The sequence below is a fragment of the Pseudomonas abietaniphila genome, assembly GCF_039697315.1.
Classification (GTDB): domain Bacteria; phylum Pseudomonadota; class Gammaproteobacteria; order Pseudomonadales; family Pseudomonadaceae; genus Aquipseudomonas; species Aquipseudomonas abietaniphila_B.
On sequence record NZ_CP155619.1, the window covers coordinates 1,759,387 to 1,779,746 of the forward strand.

Annotated in this window: 20 protein-coding genes; 5 read left to right on the forward strand and 15 right to left on the reverse strand. The window is 59.7% G+C overall.

Translation table 11 applies throughout. The features are described from left to right. The first annotated feature begins 27 nt into the window (after positions 1-27). Together cmoA and cmoB are read left to right on the forward strand one after the other, a co-directional pair. Positions 28-771, forward strand: a complete 744-nt coding sequence (gene cmoA / locus ABDX87_RS07810; protein ID WP_346832362.1) for a carboxy-S-adenosyl-L-methionine synthase CmoA — start codon at positions 28-30, stop codon at positions 769-771. Then, positions 768-1,727, forward strand: coding sequence for a tRNA 5-methoxyuridine(34)/uridine 5-oxyacetic acid(34) synthase CmoB (gene cmoB, locus ABDX87_RS07815; protein ID WP_346832363.1), 960 nt, complete (start codon positions 768-770; stop codon positions 1,725-1,727). Before cmoA ends, cmoB begins: the two co-directional genes overlap by 4 nt. Positions 1,728-1,871: 144 nt before the next feature. Here cmoB and pdxJ read toward each other — a convergent pair whose 3' ends face one another. The 11 genes from pdxJ to rpoE form a co-directional block, all read right to left on the reverse strand. Further along, a complete protein-coding gene (gene pdxJ, locus ABDX87_RS07820) occupies positions 1,872-2,618 on the reverse strand; it encodes a pyridoxine 5'-phosphate synthase (protein ID WP_346832364.1) in 747 nt (248 codons plus the stop codon). A gap of 45 nt (positions 2,619-2,663) precedes the next feature. Next, positions 2,664-3,353 (reverse strand): DNA repair protein RecO, encoded by a 690-nt coding sequence (gene recO, locus ABDX87_RS07825; RefSeq protein ID WP_346832365.1) that lies wholly within the window; start codon positions 3,351-3,353, stop codon positions 2,664-2,666. 159 nt (positions 3,354-3,512) lie between these two features. After that, positions 3,513-4,415: a GTPase Era gene (era, locus tag ABDX87_RS07830; protein WP_346832366.1), complete on the reverse strand. Its 903-nt coding sequence runs from the start codon at positions 4,413-4,415 to the stop codon at positions 3,513-3,515. Continuing rightward, on the reverse strand, positions 4,408-5,097 hold the full coding sequence (gene rnc, locus ABDX87_RS07835) for a ribonuclease III (RefSeq protein ID WP_346832367.1): 690 nt from the start codon (positions 5,095-5,097) through the stop codon (positions 4,408-4,410). The genes era and rnc overlap by 8 nt, the downstream gene beginning before the upstream one ends. Beyond that, positions 5,094-5,471, reverse strand: coding sequence for a DUF4845 domain-containing protein (locus tag ABDX87_RS07840; RefSeq protein WP_074755713.1), 378 nt, complete (start codon positions 5,469-5,471; stop codon positions 5,094-5,096). Before ABDX87_RS07840 ends, rnc begins: the two co-directional genes overlap by 4 nt. 103 nt (positions 5,472-5,574) lie before the next feature. Next, positions 5,575-6,429 carry a signal peptidase I gene (gene lepB / locus ABDX87_RS07845; RefSeq protein WP_346832368.1) on the reverse strand — a complete coding sequence of 285 codons (855 nt, stop codon included), beginning with the start codon at positions 6,427-6,429 and terminating at the stop codon, positions 5,575-5,577. Between the two features lie 9 nt (positions 6,430-6,438). Next, positions 6,439-8,235: a translation elongation factor 4 gene (gene lepA / locus ABDX87_RS07850; protein WP_346832369.1), complete on the reverse strand. Its 1,797-nt coding sequence runs from the start codon at positions 8,233-8,235 to the stop codon at positions 6,439-6,441. A gap of 169 nt (positions 8,236-8,404) precedes the next feature. Continuing rightward, on the reverse strand, positions 8,405-9,805 hold the full coding sequence (locus tag ABDX87_RS07855) for a DegQ family serine endoprotease (protein ID WP_431061243.1): 1,401 nt from the start codon (positions 9,803-9,805) through the stop codon (positions 8,405-8,407). 347 nt (positions 9,806-10,152) lie between these two features. Next, on the reverse strand, positions 10,153-11,118 hold the full coding sequence (locus tag ABDX87_RS07860) for a MucB/RseB C-terminal domain-containing protein (protein WP_346832370.1): 966 nt from the start codon (positions 11,116-11,118) through the stop codon (positions 10,153-10,155). Between the two features lie 8 nt (positions 11,119-11,126). Then, positions 11,127-11,717 carry an anti sigma-E factor RseA C-terminal domain-containing protein gene (locus tag ABDX87_RS07865; RefSeq protein WP_074755703.1) on the reverse strand — a complete coding sequence of 197 codons (591 nt, stop codon included), beginning with the start codon at positions 11,715-11,717 and terminating at the stop codon, positions 11,127-11,129. A 33-nt stretch (positions 11,718-11,750) separates the two neighbouring features. Further along, complete coding sequence (gene rpoE / locus ABDX87_RS07870; RefSeq protein ID WP_037014368.1) at positions 11,751-12,332, reverse strand: RNA polymerase sigma factor RpoE; 582 nt, start codon at positions 12,330-12,332, stop codon at positions 11,751-11,753. Between the two features lie 498 nt (positions 12,333-12,830). Between rpoE and nadB the strand changes: the two genes are divergently transcribed. Next, positions 12,831-14,447 carry an L-aspartate oxidase gene (gene nadB, locus ABDX87_RS07875; protein WP_346832371.1) on the forward strand — a complete coding sequence of 539 codons (1,617 nt, stop codon included), beginning with the start codon at positions 12,831-12,833 and terminating at the stop codon, positions 14,445-14,447. Here the strand turns inward: nadB and ABDX87_RS07880 are convergent. Continuing rightward, complete coding sequence (locus tag ABDX87_RS07880) at positions 14,416-14,883, reverse strand: protein YgfX (protein WP_346832372.1); 468 nt, start codon at positions 14,881-14,883, stop codon at positions 14,416-14,418. The genes nadB and ABDX87_RS07880 overlap by 32 nt on opposite strands. Beyond that, complete coding sequence (locus tag ABDX87_RS07885) at positions 14,867-15,121, reverse strand: succinate dehydrogenase assembly factor 2 (RefSeq protein WP_062388232.1); 255 nt, start codon at positions 15,119-15,121, stop codon at positions 14,867-14,869. The genes ABDX87_RS07880 and ABDX87_RS07885 overlap by 17 nt, the downstream gene beginning before the upstream one ends. Positions 15,122-15,287: 166 nt before the next feature. Between ABDX87_RS07885 and ABDX87_RS07890 the strand changes: the two genes are divergently transcribed. Then, the gene (locus ABDX87_RS07890; RefSeq protein WP_346832373.1) at positions 15,288-16,229 is read left to right on the forward strand and encodes a YgfZ/GcvT domain-containing protein; all 942 of its coding nucleotides are present in this window, start codon (positions 15,288-15,290) and stop codon (positions 16,227-16,229) included. Between the two features lie 102 nt (positions 16,230-16,331). Then, on the forward strand, positions 16,332-17,153 hold the full coding sequence (locus ABDX87_RS07895) for an HDOD domain-containing protein (protein WP_346832374.1): 822 nt from the start codon (positions 16,332-16,334) through the stop codon (positions 17,151-17,153). A gap of 1,129 nt (positions 17,154-18,282) precedes the next feature. On the opposite strand, the gene ABDX87_RS07900 is transcribed toward ABDX87_RS07895, so the two are convergent. Continuing rightward, a complete protein-coding gene (locus ABDX87_RS07900; RefSeq protein ID WP_346832375.1) occupies positions 18,283-19,692 on the reverse strand; it encodes a sensor histidine kinase in 1,410 nt (469 codons plus the stop codon). After that, positions 19,685-20,356, reverse strand: a complete 672-nt coding sequence (locus ABDX87_RS07905; RefSeq protein WP_346832376.1) for a response regulator — start codon at positions 20,354-20,356, stop codon at positions 19,685-19,687. The genes ABDX87_RS07900 and ABDX87_RS07905 overlap by 8 nt, the downstream gene beginning before the upstream one ends. Between the last annotated feature and the right edge of the window lie 4 nt (positions 20,357-20,360).

Consider the following 20,360-nt stretch of genomic DNA (forward strand, 5'->3'; position numbering starts at 1 on the left):
CTTTTCGCCTCATCCCCCGGAATCGCCGTGAGCCAAGAACCCGACCGCATTTTCGCCCAGCCGCTGGCCCAGGTGCCTGACTTCGCCTTCAACGAGGACGTGGTGCGTGTGTTCCCGGACATGATCAAGCGTTCGGTGCCGGGTTATCCGACCATTGTCGAGAACCTCGGCGTGCTCGCAGCACAGTTCGCCCAGCCCCACAGCGTGCTGTACGACCTTGGAAGCTCTCTGGGCGCGGTGACCCAGGCCTTGCGCCGCCATGTGCGCACCGAAGATTGCCGGGTGATCGCCATCGACAACTCGGCCGCGATGGTCGAGCGCTGCCGCGAGTACCTGAATGCGCAAGACTCGATGTTCCAGGAGTTGCTGCCGGTAGACGTCATCGAAGGCGACATTCTCGCCCTCGAATTCCAGCCCGCCTCGGTCGTTGCACTGAACTTCACGCTGCAATTCATTGCACCCGATCAGCGCCTGGCATTGCTCGGTCGCATTCGCCGCTCCCTGTTGCCCGGTGGCGCGTTGATCCTGTCCGAAAAACTGCGCTTTGACGACACCGAGGAACACGCCCTGCTCACCGACCTGCACGTCGCCTTCAAGCGCGCCAACGGTTACAGCGAACTGGAAATCGCCCAGAAACGCAGCGCCATCGAAAACGTGATGAAACCCGACAGCCTTGAACAACACCGCGAACGCCTGCTCTCGGCGGGCTTCTCCAAAGTCGTGCCCTGGTTCCAGTGCCTTAATTTCGCCTCTCTGATTGCCCTGCCATGATCGATTTAGCCCCACTGGTCCGCCGTCTGGCGGGCACACCGCTGTATGCCTGGGCCCAAGGCCTGCAAGCGCAACTCGACGCGAAGATGGAAAAAGGTCACGGCGATCTGGAGCGCTGGCAAGGTGCATTGAATGCGCTGCCAGCGCTGCTGCCCAGCCGCGTCGAACTCAAGGATGACTTTATCCTGGATGCCGACTGCGACGACGCCACCCGCGAACAGACCCGCGCCGCCCTGATGGGACTGTCGCCTTGGCGTAAAGGGCCATTCGATGTATTTGGCGTGCACGTCGACACCGAATGGCGGTCGGACTGGAAATGGTCGCGTGTTTCACCGCACCTGGATCTGGTGGGCAAACGCGTCCTGGATGTGGGTTGCGGCAACGGTTATTACCAATGGCGCATGCTTGGCGCCGGCGCTGACAGCGTGATTGGCGTCGACCCGAACTGGCTGTTCTTCTGCCAGTTCCAGGCCATGCAACGCTACTTGCCGGATTTGCCGGCGTGGCACCTGCCGTTCACGCTGGAAGACCTGCCCGCGCGGCTCGAAGGGTTTGACACGGTGTTTTCCATGGGTGTGCTGTACCACCGCAAGTCACCCATCGATCACTTGCTGGCGCTGAAGGATTGCCTGGTCAAAGGCGGCGAACTGGTGCTGGAAACCATGGTGGTCGAAGGCGACGTGCATCAAGTGCTGGTGCCGGAAGACCGCTATTCGCAGATGCGCAACGTATGGTTCCTGCCGTCCGTGCCTGCGCTGGAACTGTGGCTGCGCCGTGCCGGTTTCGTGGATGTGCGCTGCGTGGACGTGAGCACCACCACGGTCGAGGAACAACGCGGCACCGAGTGGATGCGTTACCAGTCGCTGAGCGACTTCCTCGATCCGAACGACCACAGCAAAACGGTGGAAGGCCTCCCAGCGCCGCGTCGTGCGGTGATTGTTGGGCGTAAGGCCTGAAGCTGCAGATGATCGTTCCCACGCTCCGCGTGGGCATGCGGCTCAGGACGCTCTGCGTCCCCCCGGCGTGACGCGGAGCGCGGGAACGAACACTAATCGCGAATAAATTCGCTCCCACAGGTTTAACTTGGTGCGGCCGTCAGATCACGCCTTCGCAGCAGCTGCCAGAATCAGCGCCTTCATCTCCGACACTGCCGACTTGAAGCCCACGAACAGCGCGTGCGCCACCAGCGCGTGGCCGATGTTCAGTTCGTTAATGCCCTTTATCGCCGCGACCCCCTCGACGTTGTGGTAATGCAGACCGTGGCCTGCATTGACGATCAACCCCTGCGCCAGACCGAACGCGACACCGTCGGCCACTCGCTTCAGCTCTTCGGCGACGTCGGTCGGTGTTTCGGCATCGGCGTAACGGCCGGTGTGCAATTCAATGGCAGGAGCCCCGACGCGCGCGGAGGCCTCGATTTGACGCTCATCCGCGTCGATGAACAGCGATACCTCGCTGCCCATCGCGGACAGGCGTTGCACCGCTGCCTTGATACGCGCTTCCTGACCCGCGACATCAAGGCCACCCTCGGTGGTCAGTTCCTGCCGGGTTTCCGGGACCAGGCAGATATGCGCCGGACGGATACGCTCGGCAAACGCCATCATTTCCTCGGTCACGCCCATTTCGAAGTTCATGCGTGTCTGCAGCACATCCTTGAGCAGCAGCACGTCGCGCTCCTGAATGTGCCGGCGATCTTCGCGCAGGTGCACGGTGATGCCATCGGCGCCCGCCTCTTCGGCGTCAAGCGCAGCTTTCACCGGGTCGGGGTAACGGGTGCCACGGGCCTGGCGCAGCGTCGCCACGTGGTCGATGTTCACGCCAAGCAGAATACGGGTGCTGTGGGTCACTGTGTTCTCCTGAAAACTTGATCGGCCAGGCGCACGACGGCCTGACTAGGGCTTACGAAACAATTCACGGCTTACGAGAGGGCGACCGCCCAGATGCACCGCCAGCGCCTGACGCATCAGACGCTTGGCCGCAGACAGTGCGCCCGGCGCACTCCAGTCCGCTTCTGACATCGCCAGCAACTCGACGCCCTGAAACAATCCGGGCTGAAACAGATACACCCGCTCAAGGCCGGCGTCTACCTGCAGGCGGTACATGCCGTCGCTGGCCAACGGGTCGCCATTGATGTCCGCATCAAGGGCGAAACCGTAACCCAGGTCGTCCAGCAGACGCCACTCGAACGAACGCAGCAACGGCTCCAGCGCACGCCCTTCGGCCAACGCCACCAGCGTGGCCGCATAGTGATCGAACACACCTGGATGCGGATCTTCGGCGGGCAGCAGGCGGATCAGTAATTCGTTGAGGTACAGGCCGCTGAACAGCGCTTCACCTTCCAGCCAGGCGGCGATACCCGAGCTTTCCATGCGCCCGACGTTTTTAAGCTCTCCACGCCCCCGGAATTCGACATCCAGGGGCACGAACGGCCGCGCCAGCGACCCGGCCTTGCCCCGCGCACTGCGCAGCACCGCACGCAAACGGCCTTTGGGCGTGAGGAAATCAACCAAAGCGCTGTTTTCGCGATAGGGCCGACTGTGCAACACATAGGCGAGTTGGCTGGCGGGAGGGGTTTGCGACATTGCTATCTCAATGAAAGAACGCGGTCTTACAGGCAATCTAAAACCACTGTGGGAGCGAGCTTGCTCGCGAAAGCGGTGTATCAGTCAACATCAATGCTGAATGCTACATCTCATTCGCGAGCACGCTCGCTCCCACAGTGAATCGGTTTACAGCCAGACTTACAGGTCGCCGTAACCCAGAGAACGCAAGGCGCGCTCATCATCGGACCAGCCGCCTTTGACCTTGACCCACAGGTTGAGCATGACCTTGGAATCGAACAGCACTTCCATGTCGCGGCGCGCATCGCTACCGATGCGCTTGATGCGCTCGCCCTTGTCGCCAATGATGATTTTCTTCTGGCCGTCACGCTCGACGAGAATCAACGCATGAATGTGCAGGGTCTTGCCCTGCTGCTTGAATTCTTCGATTTCGACGGTGATCTGGTACGGAAGCTCGGCGCCCAGTTGACGCATGATCTTCTCGCGAACCAGTTCCGCCGCCAGGAAACGGCTGCTGCGATCAGTGATCTGGTCTTCCGGAAAGAAGTGATCGTTCTCGGGCAGATGCTCGGCAATCACCTTCTCCAGCGCTTCCAGGTTATGACCCTGCTGCGCCGAAATCGGAATGATCTGCGCGTTTGGCAGTTGTTCCTGCAACCAGGACAGGTGCGGCATCAGGTCGGCCTTGTCCTCGATGCGGTCAGTCTTGTTCAGTGCGACGATCAGCGGGCCGGTCACGTACTGCACGCGCTCCAGCACCATCTGGTCTTCATCCGTCCACTTGGTGCGGTCCACCACGAAAATCACCACATCGACGTCTTTCAACGCCGCCGAAGCGGTCTTGTTCATGTAGCGGTTGAGCGCCTTGTCACTGCCCTTGTGCATGCCGGGGGTGTCGACGTAGATCGCCTGAACGTCGCCTTCGGTCTTGATGCCCAGCATGTTGTGACGGGTGGTCTGCGGCTTGCGCGAGGTGATCGCGAGTTTCTGGCCGAGAATGTGGTTCAACAGCGTCGACTTGCCCACGTTTGGCCGGCCGACGATGGCGACATAGCCACAGCGTGTTGCAGTTGAATCAGTCATTGCCGTTCTCCACACCCAGGGCGATGAGGGCTGCGGCCGCGGCTACCTGTTCGGCAATGCGACGGCTGACACCTTGTCCCCGGCTTTTTTCGTTCAATAAGGTGATCTCGCATTCGACGAAAAACGTTCGGCAATGCGGTTCGCCCTGAATGTCCACCACTTCGTAGCGCGGCAATTCACAGGCGCGGGACTGAAGGAATTCCTGCAGTCGGGTTTTAGGGTCTTTGTTGGTGTCGACCAGCGTCAGACTCTCGAACTCGCTGGCCAGCCAGGCGAGAACGCGTTCACGCGCCATCTCCATGCCGGAATCCAGATAGATCGCGCCAATCAACGCCTCCAGCGCATCCGCCAGAATCGATTCACGACGGAAGCCACCGCTCTTGAGCTCACCGGAGCCCAATCGCAGATACTCACCCAGGTCGAAACCACGGGCCAGCAGCGCCAGGGTTTCACCTTTTACCAGCCGGGCGCGCAGACGCGACAGCTGACCTTCACGGGCCTGGGGAAAACGCTCGAACAGCGCTTCCCCTGCCACGAAGTTGAGGATGGCATCACCGAGGAATTCCAGACGCTCGTTGTTGCGGCCGGCAAAACTACGGTGGGTCAAGGCCAGAACCATCAGTTCCTGATCCTTGAAGGTATAGCCGAGCTGACGCTCCAGGCGACTCAATGACACGCTCACGGTTTACCCACGCTGAATTCGTGGTCGAACTTGACCACCAGATCGATGTTCTGGATCAGTGGCTCACGATTCTCGTATTTCAAATGGGCGAGGAACCTGTTGTTCTCCGTCGTCACACTTAACGCCTTGTTCAAATCCAAATCCCGAATGTTATTGACCTGCATGCCTTTGGCGACGTAGTCGTAGAAATCCCTGGTCGTGTTGATTTCTGCGGCATTGTCCGTACCGGCGGCTTCGATGATTTTCTTCATCGACATGTAATCGAGGTAGTGCGGCACCACTTTGGCTGCGGTACTCGCGGCAAATGCAAGGACAGCCAGCAACACCAGCCACCCAATAAACGACAAGCCTTTTTGCGAACCGGCAGATGTCATGTGTGCCCTCAAGAATAGCCCTTCCCTGCTGCGTGCAAGGTCAGCCTTGCAGCATAGCCCGCCGAAATGACATACGGCGCTGTGTCACACAGCGCCGCATCGGTTACTTGATCAGCCCGACTCGCGAGAAGTTCGGGAAGTGACTGAGCTTCGGCTCAGGCCAGCTCATCCACACTGCAAAGGCCTTGCCGACGATGTTCTTGTCGGGAACCATGCCCAGCTCGTCTTTGGGAATATTGGGGTCATCCCAGTAACGGCTGTCGTTGGAGTTGTCGCGGTTGTCACCCATCATGAAGTAATGACCGGCCGGAACCGTCCACTCATGATCGGGCGGCGCGCGGTAGCGGCTCATCTCCAGGCGGATCTGATGCTGGACTTCACCCAGCTTCTCTTCGTACAGCTCGGCGCTGCCCAATGTACCGGGTTCGGAGCCAATCAGCTGCTTGGCAACCATCTGTCCATTGACGAACAGTTGCTTGTCATTGGTGTAGCGAATCACGTCGCCCGGCAGACCTACAACACGCTTGATGTAGTTGACGTTCGGGTCGCTCGGGTAGCGAAAGACCATCACGTCGCCCCGCGCCGGGTCGCTTACCGGGATGACTTTCATGTCGATCACCGGCAGACGGATACCGTAGGAAAACTTGTTGACCAGGATGAAATCGCCCACATCCAGCGTCGGTTTCATCGAGCCCGAAGGAATCTGGAAGGGCTCGACGAGAAACGAGCGCAACACCAGCACGATGAACAACACGGGAAAGAACGACTTGCCGTATTCGACCAGCAACGGCTCCTTGTTCAGCTGTTCGACGACAGCGACGTCCGGCTGGCTCACGCTGCCCTCATAATTCGCTATCGCAGTCCGCCGACGCGGCGCCAGTATGATCAGATCGAACAAGGCCAGCAGGCCGCAGACAAACACGGCGATGACCAACAACAGCGGGAAATTTAGTGACATAGGGCCTGACTATTCCAACCTGAGCACTGCAAGGAAGGCTTCTTGTGGAATTTCCACGTTGCCGACCTGCTTCATGCGTTTCTTACCGGCCTTCTGCTTTTCAAGCAGTTTGCGTTTACGGCTCACGTCGCCGCCGTAACATTTGGCCAGTACGTTCTTTCTGAGCGCCTTGACGGTTGTACGCGCGATAATCTGGCCGCCGATGGCAGCCTGGATTGCCACGTCGAACATCTGACGAGGAATCAGTTCTTTCATCTTTTCAGTCAACGCCCGCCCTTTGTAGGCCGCGTTGTCACGGTGCACGATCAACGCCAGCGCGTCGACCTTGTCGCCGTTGATCAGCACATCCAGCTTCACCAGGTTCGCCGACTGGTAACGATCGAAATGATAGTCCAGCGACGCGTAGCCGCGGCTGGTCGACTTCAGGCGATCGAAGAAATCCAGGACCACTTCGTTCATCGGCAGATCGTAGGTCACTTGAACCTGCGTGCCGAGGAACAGCATGTCGTGCTGAATACCCCGTTTTTCGATACACAGCGTAATGACGTTGCCCAGGTGCTCTTGAGGCACAAGGATGTTCGCCCGTACGATCGGCTCACGCATGTCCTCGATACTGGAGAGGTCCGGCAGCTTCGACGGGTTGTCGACGTAAATGGTTTCACCGGTCTTGAGCAACAGCTCAAAGATTACAGTCGGCGCCGTGGTGATCAGGTCCAGGTCGTATTCGCGCTCAAGGCGCTCCTGGATAATCTCCATGTGCAGCATGCCGAGGAAGCCGCAACGGAAGCCGAAGCCCAGCGCGTCGGAGCTTTCCGGGGTGTACTGCAGAGACGAGTCGTTGAGGGTGAGCTTCTGCAACGCTTCGCGGAAATCTTCGAAGTCGTCGGAGCTGACCGGAAACAGACCGGCGTAAACCTGCGGCTGAATGCGTTTGAAACCAGGCAGCACTTCGACGTCAGGCGTGGTGCTCAGGGTCAGGGTGTCACCGACCGGTGCACCGTGAATGTCCTTGATGCCTGCGATGATGAAGCCTACTTCGCCTGCCTTCAGATCGACCGTAGCCGTGTGCTTGGGGTTGAAAACGCCCACGCTGTCGACCAGGTGAATCTTGCCGGTCGACTTGACGAGGATCTTGTCGCCCTTCTTGACGCGGCCGTGACGCACGCGAACGAGGGAAACAACGCCCAGATAGTTGTCGAACCAGGAGTCGATGATCAACGCTTGCAGCGGGTCTTCGATGTTGCCGGTCGGCGCGGGAATGGTCTGGACCAGACGTTCCAGCACCTCATCCACGCCCATGCCGCTCTTGGCGCTGCACGCGACGGCGTCGGTGGCATCGATGCCGATGATCTTCTCGATCTCTTCCTTGACGCGGTCCGGATCGGCCTGCGGCAGGTCCATCTTGTTCAGGACCGGCATGACTTCCAGGCCCTGCTCGATGGCGGTGTAGCAGTTGGCAACGGACTGCGCTTCCACGCCTTGACCGGCATCGACCACCAGCAGCGCGCCTTCGCAGGCGGCCAGCGAGCGACTGACTTCATAGGTGAAGTCGACATGGCCCGGGGTGTCGATGAAGTTCAGCTGGTAGGTGATGCCGTCCTTTGCCTTGTAATAAAGGGTGACGCTGTGGGCCTTGATCGTGATCCCGCGCTCACGCTCCAGGTCCATGGAATCAAGCACCTGAGCTTCCATTTCGCGCTCGGACAGGCCGCCGCACATCTGAATGAAACGGTCAGCCAGCGTCGACTTGCCATGGTCAATGTGGGCGATGATGGAGAAATTGCGGATATGACTCAAATCACTCACGGATCAACACTCGAAAAAGGTTGCAGGCAGACTGCCCGCCGAAAAATAGCCGGGAATTGTACCTGAAGGAAGGCTTGGGCGTCACGTTCACACGTGACCGCAGAGAGCCGCAAGACCGCCGGGCACAAAAAAGGAGCGGACCTGCCGCTCCTTTTCCCGTCATGGCTGATTATTCCGCCAGTTTGAAGGTGATGAACGTGGCGCGCCCCTGACGCAGAACCCGCATCGAGACCGAGCGATTCTTCGGCAGGCTTTTGGCCACCTCAGTGAACTGCTTGGCCGAGGTGATAGCCTGATTATTCAGGTGAGTGATCACATCGCCGGTTTGCAGGCCGATCAGCGAAGCCGGACCGTCCTGCACGTCTTTGATCAAGACGCCGCCTTTGAGGTCCAAAGACTTCATTTGCTCAGCGGTCAGGTCAGTGACCGAAACGCCCAGGCGGTTGCTGTTGCGCTCCACACCCGAATCAGCTGCGCCCATCTCTTCGCCTTCAGCCGGCAGAGCCCCTACCGTCACGGTCAGCTTCTGGCGCTTGCCGTCGCGAATGACTTCCAGCTCGGCCTTGCTGCCGTCCTTCAGGTTGCCGATCAGGTGTGGCAAATCCGCCGACATGACGATAGGCGTGCCGTTGGCGCTGAGAATCACGTCACCGACCTGCAGACCGCCTTTGGCTGCCGGGCCGTCGTCAAGAACCTGCGCCACCAGCGCACCGGCCGGTTTGTCCAGACCAAACGACTCGGCCAGATCCTTGTTCACTTCCTGAATCACGACACCCAGCCAGCCACGGTTAACTTTGCCGTTCGCCTTGAGCTGATTGGCAACGTCCATGGCCACGTCGATCGGAATCGCAAACGACAGCCCCATGAAACCGCCGGAGCGGGTGAAGATTTGCGAGTTGATACCCACGACTTCACCGGCCATGTTGAAAAGCGGACCACCGGAGTTACCCGGGTTGATCGCCACGTCAGTCTGGATGAACGGCACATAGGTGTCGTTCGGCAGGCTGCGGCCCTTGGCGCTGACGATACCTTTGGTCACCGAGTGATCAAAACCGAACGGCGAACCGATGGCCAAGACCCACTCGCCGACTTTCAGCTTGTCGGAGTTGCCCAGTTTGACGGTTGGCAGATCCTTGCCATCGATCTTCAGAACCGCCACATCGGTGCGCGGGTCGGTGCCGATAAGCTTGGCTTTCATTTCGCTGCGATCGGACAGACGCACGAGGATCTCGTCAGCCCCGTCGATCACGTGGTTGTTGGTCAGGATAAAACCATCCGCGGAGATGATGAAACCCGAACCCAGCGATTGCGCTTCGCGCTGGCGGTCGCCCTTGCCCGACCCTGGCGGACGCGACCCCGGCGGCATGCTGCGCTCCAGAAATTCGCGCAACATCGGTGGCAGACCTTCGAGATCTGGCGCTTGCCCTTGAGCCACCGAGCGATCCGGCAGCTTCTGGCGAGTACTGATGTTCACAACGGCGGGCGAAGCCTGCTCCACCAGCGATGTGAAGTCCGGCAGGGCTTCGGCCTGCGCAGTGAGGACCTGACCGAGCATCAGCACGGCGGCCATCCAGGACAGATAGGTTTTCAAGCGTGGTATCGACATACGGCTCCCGTTCACAACGAGCATGGTTAAGCGGTACGAACCGACAGGTTCGAGGAGCATCTGCACATCGCAGTCTTGCTCAGTGCGTGGCTCTCAGCCAGTTTTACTCTCAATCAGCTTTCTGAAAGCTGAAACAACAAAAGGCCAGAGCCGCGAAGCTGTGACCTATAGAAAAAAAAGAATGTGATTGCAACCTGCAAAGCTGACCAAACATTTCAGCCTCTCGTCCCGAGCCCGAAAACACTGGGCTTATGGCATGAAACGCCCAATATGAAACCTTTTTCATAGAGGGCGTTTACCGTTTCGTCAGGTTACTTTTTGGTCGAGGCAGGCGCGGCGCCGTCGTTGCGCATGGACAGTGCGATCCGCTCGGCAGTACCGATCGGGATTTCCCCGACCACCGTCACCATGGCGTCACCCTTCGGTGTCGTCAAACGACGGGACACTGCCACGGTGGGCCCCAACTGAGTGCGGATGTCAGTGACAGCGGCGCCGCTGACAGGCTCTATGAACACCGAGAAGCGGGCCAGACCGTCGTCATACATGAGACTGGTGACCAACGACTTGGAGTCGGGATCTTTGCGCGCAGCGGCGCTGCTCAGCTCGAATCCTGGCGGCAACCAGTCTGAACGCCATGCAACCTGCTGCTTCTGCGCATCGACCTTGGCCTTGACGACTTCGACCGGCTTGCAATCGGCGCTCGGCTGCAACATCTGATCAGTCGGTGCATCCGTGTCGAGCTCGGTAAACTGGAAGCGCTCAAGCAGTTGCCCTTTGTCGCTCAACAGCAGCGACTTAAGCGGCAGGCCGGTTTGAGTGTCCAGATGCAACTCGATGCCGTAACGATGCTGATCACGCGGCGTCAGCGTCACGACGACCGCAGGCCTACCGGCCACCCTGGAATTGCCTCCGACCTTCATGTCGTACCACGCAGACAGCTTCGCTGCATCGAACGCATGCGCCGGGGAATCAGGGATATTCGAAACGCCCGCCACCAGGGTGCCGCTGACGCACTGGGTTACCCCATCGACGCGCAGTACTTCCTGGGCGGAGCCATCAAGCTGGAGAAGATGTTCACGAACCTTGCCATCGACAACCCGATGCCAGATTCGATGAGTGGAAAAGCTTCCATTGCGTTCATAAACGAAAGTGCCCTGGAAGCTTTGCTGCTGTTCTGCCTGCGCAAGACGCTTCAGCTGGTCTTGCGCTTCATCGGCATGAACTGGAAGGACCAGCCATCCACCAAGCAGAAGCGGCACTAGAGGGATGGCGCGCATGATCCTCCTTAACGGTTTTCCAGGCTGGCGGCGCGTGCATACGGCAGAGCGCTTTCAGTGCCTTTCAACGCAGCTTGTTGAGCGTGTTGACGCAAGTAACCTGGCAGGCGCTGGTCGTGCCAGCCGGCCTGGTTCTGCATGACGCCGCTGGCCATCGGGCCTGGAGCCTGCTCGCTTTCGGTGTAACCGGCCAGAACCGCCGGGCCTTTTACCTGAGGCATGGCGACGTTGGCAGGCTGTGCCGATTGCTGAGCAAGTTGGGCACCTGCAATCTCGTCCTGGTTGTACAAGCGAACGCCTGCCAGAACAGCCACGGTGACCGAAGCCGCAACAGCCAGACGACCGAGCGTGCGCCAAGGACCGCGACCGGCCTTCAGCGGGCTGATTTCATCGGCAATCGCGGCAGATACGGCAGCCGAGATGTCCAGGTGAGGCATCAGCAATTCTTTATGCATTGCTGCACGAGCAATTTGATAACGCGACCATGTGGCACGTGTATCCGCATCGTCGATTGCATTGAGCACTCGACGTAATTCCAATTCGTCCGCTTCGTTATCCATCACCGCGGACAGCGATTCCTGCAGGGCTTCACGACTCATGGCGGTTCCTCTCATATGGCTGTCGCCGCTGTCTCAGGTTTCCTGCAACAAAGGCTGCAGGGCTTTATCAATGGCTTCCCGAGCGCGAAAAATGCGAGAGCGCACGGTACCAACCGGACATTGCATAACGCTCGCAATGTCTTCGTAACTCAGACCGTCAAACTCACGCAAAGTTAGAGCTGTACGCAAATCTTCTGGCAGTAGCTGGATGGTCCGATGGACGGTGCCTTCGATCTCATCCCTCAACAATGCACGCTCCGGCGACTCGATGTCCTTGAGGCCATGATCGCCGTCGTAGAACTCCGCGTCTTCAGATCTGACATCGCTGTCCGGCGGTCGCCGACCTCGCGACACCAGATAGTTTTTCGCCGTGTTAATGGCGATACGGTACAGCCACGTATAAAACGCACTGTCGCCGCGGAAGTTCCCAAGCGCACGGTAAGCCTTGATAAAAGCCTCTTGCGCAACGTCCTGAGCTTCATGGGTGTCGTGGACGAATCTCACGATCAACCCAAGAATTTTGTGCTGATATTTCACCACTAGCAGATCAAAAGCTCGCTTGTCGCCGCGCTGTACGCGCTCGACCAGTTGCTGATCCTCTTCCTGGGTTAGCATGAACACTCCTCATAGAGCTCAAAGGAGTGTCGCAGAGGCTGCTTCACAGGCTTGCAAACATAGACTCGGGCTTTTCGCAAAAGTTCTCCCCCCTTCAAGCAAGTTTCCGGCGAGCATCGGTAGCCCGCACGAAAAACGCAGCTCGAACCAGGTCGGCTGCGTGAATAATCTTGTCGTCGAAAGCGCTTGCGCAGATGTGGAAGCCATCCCCGCGCCACGCCGACGCTGTCCCTTTATCGGCAACCTTCTATTGAACGTGGGGCTTTATGAAAAGTTCCCACAATTCGCTTTAGAGCGTAAGACACACATCATGGTGTTTGTAGGATCCAATTCGAGCCTTGCCTCGCCATTGAGCTTGCCCGCCAAACGGTATGCACGATGTCGTGGAGTAGCGCACAATCCGCCCCCCGCTGTGATTCACAATTGCCATAAAATCGCAGCTATTGTGCCGTTCTCACCCTTTACATACTAGTGGCCACTTAGAAGCCGGAATACGTCATGAGTCGACATTTTCAACACGATGTACTGGTGATAGGCAGCGGCGCTGCCGGATTGAGCCTGGCGCTGACATTGCCGGGGCATTTGCGCATCGCGGTCCTGAGCAAGGGTGACCTTGCCAATGGCTCGACCTTTTGGGCGCAGGGCGGTGTCGCCGCCGTTCTGGACAATGACGATACCGTCCAGTCACATGTTGAAGACACCCTGAACGCTGGCGGCGGACTGTGCAACGAAGATGCCGTGCGCTTCACGGTCGAGCACAGCCGCGAAGCCATTCAATGGCTGATCGACATGGGCGTGCCCTTTACCCGCGACGATGATTCGACCGTCGAAGACGGCGGATTCGAATTCCACCTGACCCGTGAAGGCGGCCACAGCCATCGGCGGATCATTCACGCGGCCGACGCCACGGGCGCGGCGATTTTTCGTACCTTGCTGGCGCAAGCCAAGGCGCGTCCGAACATCGAACTGCTCGAACAGCGTGTCGCGGTCGATCTGATCACCGAACGCCGGCTGGGCCTTGAGGGGCAGCGATGCCTGGGCGCTTACGTGCTGGATCGCTCGACCGGCGAAGTGGACACCCACAGCGCACGCTTCACGATTCTGGCGTCTGGCGGCGCGGCCAAGGTCTACCTCTATACCAGCAACCCTGATGGTGCCTGCGGTGATGGCATCGCAATGGCCTGGCGCTCGGGTTGCCGAGTGGGCAATCTGGAGTTCAACCAGTTCCACCCGACCTGCCTCTATCACCCGCAGGCCAAGAGTTTTCTGGTCACCGAGGCCCTGCGCGGCGAAGGGGCCTATCTAAAGCTGCCAAACGGCGAGCGGTTCATGGAGCGCTTCGACGCGCGTGCCGAGTTGGCGCCCCGGGACATCGTCGCCCGGGCCATCGACCATGAAATGAAGCGGCTGGGCATCGACTGCGTCTATCTGGACATCAGCCATAAACCCGCGGACTTCGTCAAAACGCACTTTCCAACGGTCTATGAACGCTGCCTGACATTCGGCATCGACATTACACGCCAAGCCATTCCGGTGGTTCCCGCCGCGCATTACACCTGCGGCGGCGTGGTCGTCGATCAACACGGCCGTACCGACGTGCCGGGGCTGTATGCCATAGGCGAGACCAGCTTCACCGGCCTGCACGGCGCCAACCGCATGGCCAGCAACTCGCTGCTGGAATGCTTTGTCTACGCCCGCTCCGCCGCGAATGACATCATTACGCAGCTGCCGGACATCACTCAGCCTCAGGATTTGCCGTCCTGGGATGCCAGTCAGGTCACTGACTCGGACGAAGACGTGATCATTGCGCACAACTGGGACGAGCTGCGGCGGTTCATGTGGGACTACGTCGGCATCGTACGCACCAACAAGCGCCTGCAACGCGCCCAACACCGCGTACGCCTGTTGCTGGACGAGATCGACGAGTTTTACAGCAACTACAAAGTGAGCCGTGACCTGATCGAGTTGCGCAATCTGGCTCAGGTGGCAGAGTTGATGATCGCGTCCGCGATGGCGCGCAAAGAGAGCCGTGGGCTGCATTACACGCTGGACTACCCGGACATGCTGCCTGAGGCGGTGGATACTATTCTGGCGCCGCCCACCTATTGCGGCTGAACTTCAAGCGCAGACGCAGGTGCCGGTGCAGATCCGGCGCCATAGCGTCCGCCGGAATGCAGATGCTTCTGACCCACCGGCGTGCCAGCCAATGCCCGGTCATCAGGCGAAACCGGAGCACCACGATAGGCGGCAGCGCCATGCTGTCCGGGCGCAATTGCACCGGTTGCCATCCAGCTCGCTCACTCCAGACCTGCCAGCCCGAGCTGTCTCGACGCAAGCCGGTATAGGCGCGCTCATCACTCAGCAAAATCGATCGATGCAGACAATGCAGGCCATGCAGCACGCACAGCAGCACGCCGACCGTCTTGGCCCACAAAGGAATATCAAGCAGGAAAACCGCGATCAGCGCCAACAGCTGGGCGCCGAGGTATGCCGTCAACAGGGCCCGAGAGCGCTGCCAACGGCATTCGAAACGATCATTTCGGCTGGACACGGTCCAGGATCATTCTAACCATGCGCTGCAGTTCGGGGTCTTCGGACTCACCGCGCTGCATGAACCAGCCAAACATGTCCTGATCTTCGCAGGTCAGCAGACGCACATAGAGTGCGCGGTCCACGTCGTTGAGCGAGGGATAGACCTCTCTGACAAACGGCACCAGCAACACATCCAGCTCGAGCATGCCGCGGCGGCTATGCCAAAAGAGGCGATTGAGTTCAACATCTTCGACCATGGGGGCGCTCCTCAAATTTGCCGGCGAGTATACAGGGCCGTGCTGTTGGGGCGTACCCGCAGTTAGTCGCAGGTTTTTGCAAGGGTGTTTCACCCGACTTGCATATACCCATTAGCGAGACACAGCACTATGATGGTGCCCCAGACTTCTACCCACGCGATGACTCATGGCCGATTCAGCTTTTTTCTGCCCACTCTCCCACGAAGGTGTACTGGCCGTTCGCGGCGTAGACGCCAGCAAATTCCTTCAAGGCCAACTGACCTGCAACCTGGATTACCTGAGCGACGCCAAAGCCACGCTCGGTGCCCGCTGCACCCAGAAAGGCCGCATGCAGTCCAGCTTCCGCATCCTGCTGGAAGGCGACGGCGTGCTGCTGGCGATGGCCAGTGAACTGATCGACGCCCAGTTGCTGGACCTGAAAAAATACGCGGTGTTCTCCAAATCCAGGCTGACCGACGAAAGCGCGTCATGGGTGCGTTTTGGCCTGAACGACGGTGACGGTGCGCTGGTCAGCCTCGGTCTCGACCTGCCACACGAGACCGATTCGGTCGTACGTGCCAACGATCTGATCGCGATTCGCGTTTCCCCGGCTCGCGCAGAAGTGTGGGTTCGCGCCGATCAGGCGGAAGAAATCCGCACCCGCCTGGCGGCACAATTGCCGGAAGGCACGCTGAACGACTGGTTGCTGGGCCAGATTCGTGCCGGCATTGGTCAGGTCTTCGGCCCGACCCGCGAAGAGTTCATCCCGCAGATGATCAACCTGCAAGCCGTCGGCGGCGTCAGCTTCAAGAAAGGCTGTTACACCGGGCAGGAAATCGTCGCGCGGATGCAATACCTGGGCAAACTCAAACGTCGCCTGTATCGCCTGACACTGGACGGCAGCAATGTGCCCGAGCCGGGAGTCGAACTGTTTTCGCCGGTCCACGCCAGTTCGGCGGGCAACGTGGTGATCGCTGCGCGTGCTGGCGGCCATGTCGAGGTGTTAGCGGTTCTGCAGGCCGACGCCGTTGAAGACGGCAATATTCGTCTTGGCGCTCCGGAGGGTCAGGCCTTGCAGTTGACCGAACTGCCTTACACGCTGGATGCCAAGCTTGAAACACAGCGTTAAACCTCGCTTGAATAACCAAGCCGCACGTCAGCGCCGTCGTCTGCGCTCCTGCCACGATGTGGCCGGGGCCGTTGGCCGAAATGCACTCTCCAGGGATCCGATATGAGCAGTATGGCTGACGAGGTGCAGAGGGACCTGATCAAGGCGATCGACAGAGATGCCTTGTTCCTGCCAACGCTTCCTGAAGTGGCAATGAAGATTCGCCTGGCCGCGGAAGATTCGGAAATCACCATCGCGGCCCTCAGCAAAGTCATTGGCAGTGATACCGCCCTCTCCGCCCGCCTGATCAAGGTGGTGAACAGCCCGTTGCTGCGGCCTAACTTTGAAGTCAGCGATGTACTCACCGCAGTTCGCCGCCTCGGTGTGAATTACAGCTGCAACCTGGCCATCGGCCTGGTGGTCGAGCAGATGTTTCACGCCAAGTCCGGAGTCGTCGAGTCCAAGATGCGTGACATCTGGAAACTGAGCTTGCAGGTTGCCGGTGTCAGCAGCGTGCTCAGCCTGAGGCGCGCTCATCTGAAGGCCGACAAAGCCACGCTGGCCGGGCTGATCCATCTGATCGGCGTGCTGCCGATCCTGACCTACGCCGAAGACAACTTTGAATTGCTCGCCGACCCTGTGAGCCTTAACCATGTGATCGAACGCATTCATCCGATCATCGGCGAACGGCTGCTGCGCTCGTGGGACTTTCCGGAAGCACTGGCGATCGTGCCGAGGCAGTTCCAGAACTTCACGCGGGTTTCCACCCAGGCCGATTACGTCGACCTGGTACAGGTCGCGACCGTGCACGTTCATGAGTCCACCGGACGGCCTTACCCGAATCTGGACGTGCTGGGGATGCCTGCCGTCAATCAGTTGGGGCTGAACATGGCCGACGGCGCGTTGATCAACGAAATGAATGAAGCGATGACGTTGCTGTATTGACTCGACCCTGCCGCGATCGCCCCGACGCAACTGTCGTGCGCTGACTTGTTCCGGATGGGAGGTGTCATTCACATTTTATGTCTCTGAATGACTGCATTCGCAAGCTCGCTCCCACAGTGGTTTTGTCAGCCCAGGAATTGTCGCTGACCTGCCGCATTCGCCACTGTCGTAACCTCCAGCAGCTCCCACAGGGTGCGCGGCGGCATGAGGTTCTGGTTTATGCAGTCTTTTTAGAAGACTCCTAGCTGTTTGATGCGTTGCCACGAAGCATGGGGTCGCGGTTTACGCGATCTGCTAGGAAACTTTCAGCTATTTGATGTGTGCCACGAAGCATGAGTACGACCCAATACCCGTGGGAGACGTCCGAGGTTACGAGGGCAGCGAAAGGCGGTGTGTCATTCACCGATGATGTCGCTGCCACACCGTATTCGCGAGCAAGCTCGCTCCCACAGGTAGTGTGTCAGCCTGGACATTGTCGCTGACCTGCCGCATTCGCCACTGTCGTAACCTCCAGCAGCTCCCACAGGGTGCGCGGCAGGCATGAGGTTCTGGTTTATGCAGTCTTTTTAGAAGACTCCTAGCTGTTTGATGCGTTGCCACGAAGCATGGGGTCGTGGTTTACGCGATCTGCTAGGAAACTTTCAGCTATTTGATGTGTGCCACGAAGCATGAGTACGACCCAATACCCGTGGGAGACGTCCGAGGTTACGAGGGCAGCGAATGCGGTGGGTCAGTCACCAGAGATGTTGCTGACTCACTGCTTTCGCGAGCAAGCTCGCTCCCACAGGTGGTGTGTCAGGCTGGACATTGTCGTTGACCTGACGCATTCGCCACTGTCGTAACCTCCAGCAGCTCCCACAGGGTGCACGGGGTCCCGGTTTATGCGGCCTTGGGAAACTCCCAGCTATCCGACGCGTGCCACCCAAGCATGGGTAAAACGCGATCCCTGTGGGAGACGTCCGAGGTTACGAGGGCAGCGAAAGGCGGTGTGTCATTCACCGATGATGTCGCTGCCACACCGTATTCGCGAGCAAGCTCGCTTCCACAGGTGGTGTGTCCGCCTGGACATTGTCGCTGACCTGCCGCCTTCGCAAGCAGCCCCGGAGATGCCGTTGATCTGCTGAGCGCCCTAAGATGGAAGAGCCGCCGGGAATGTCACTCGAACCTTCAACCCGCGCTCGGCACCATCATGCAGGGTGATCTTCGCCAGATGCGCGCGGCAGATTTCGCCGACGATTGCCAGGCCCAAACCTGAACCGGCGCTCTGTTGATTGCGCCGATAAAAACGTTCAAACACCCGATCACGCTCGTGCAGTGGGATACCCGGCCCGTCATCCTCGACTTCGAGCACGCAGGGCGAGTGCACCCGTAGCACCACATTGCCACCGGGTGGCGTGTGTGCGAGGGCGTTGTCCACCAGGTTGCTCAGCAGCTCGTTGAGCAAGGTCGGCTCGCCGCGCATCCAGACAGACTCATCGGCTTCCAGGGCCAGAGCCACGCCTCGTGCATGGGCCAGCGGCGCCATGGCCATGCCCAACTCCCGCGCCAGCTGGCTGAGGTCCAGCAACTGCGCCCCGCCTTCTGCAATCGCACGGGCGCCGTTTTCGATACGCGCCAGCGACAGCAACTGATTGGCCAGGTGTGTCAGCTTGTCCGTCCCCATGGCCGCGCTTTCCAGCGTACTGCGCCACGCCGCCGGCTCCTGATCACGCAACCCCAACTCAACCCTCGCCTTTAGCGCCGCCAACGGCGTGCGCAGTTCGTGTGCGGCATCGGCGATGAACTGCGCCTGACGTTCGAACTGCATGCGCAGACGCTCGGTGAAGTGGTTGAGCGAGATGACCAGCGGCCGCAGTTCATGCTGCACCTCGACCATGGGCAACGAACGCAAATCGTCGGGCTCGCGCTCTTCCACGGCTGTGCGCAAGCGATCCAGCGGGCGCAGTGCGGCGCTGACGGTAAACCACACCAGCAGCAGCGCACCGCTGCCGAGCATACCCAGCCGCAACAGCGTATCGGCCATCAAGCCGCGCGCCATGTTTACCCGCTGCTCCTCGGTCTCGGCCACGCGGATTTCGGCGATGCCGTTCATGTTCGGCTCGCTCACCGGTTTGAGCAGGCTGACCACGCGCACATCCTGGCCCTGATAGCGCGCGCTGTAGAATTTCGCCAGCGCCGGGTAATCGTCGGTGCGCGGCGTGCCAGGAGGCGGCCCGGGGAGATTTTCGTAACCCGAAATCAGCTTCTGGTTGATGTCATTGACCTGATAATAGATCCGACCGGCGCTGTCATAGGCAAACGTGTCGAGGGCGACGTAGGGCACGTCGGCGCTGAGGGTGCCATCACGCTCGGACAACCCGGCCGCGATGGTCCTCGCCGAGGCCAGCAGCGTACGGTCATAGGCGGTGTCCGCGGCCTCGCGGCCGTTCCAGTAGGCGCTCATGCCGCTGGCGATCATCAACACCACCAGCAGCAATCCCAGGTTCCACAGCAGGCGCCAGCGCAGGCTGTTCTCCGCAGAGGGAAACGGATTAAGCATCCCGGCTTTCCAGCAAATAACCCAGACCCCGGAAGGTCACGATCCCGACCGGATGACCATCGAGTTTCTTGCGCAAACGGTGGACGTAGATTTCGATGGAGTCAGCGCTGGCCTCTTCGTCCAGCCCGAACACCTGCGCCGCCAGTTGCTCCTTGCTCATCACCCGACCGGGACGGGCGATCAGCGATTCCAGCACCGACTGCTCGCGAGAGGTCAGCGTCAGCGCCTCATCGCCCAGCGTGAAACGCCGGGTGTCGAGGTCATACACCAGCACGCCACAACGCTGCTGGCGTTCGCCGCCCAACACGCTGCGTCGTAACAGCGCCTTGACCCGCGCTTCCAGCTCGGACAACTCGAAGGGTTTGGCCAGGTAATCATCGGCCCCCAGATTCAGGCCGTGCACCCGGTCCTTGACGTCGCTGCGGGCGGTCAGCATCAACACCGGGATGTTCTTGCCCCGCGCGCGCAGGCGCGCCAACACTTCGAAACCATCCATGCGCGGCAGGCCGACATCGAGGATCGCCACGGCATATTCTTCGCTGCTCAGCGCGAGATCAGCCGCCACGCCGTCATGCAGAACGTCCACGGTCAGCCCGCTGCCCTTGAGTGCCAGCGCGACGCTTTCAGCCAGTTGCAGATGGTCTTCGACGAGCAGGACACGCATCGAC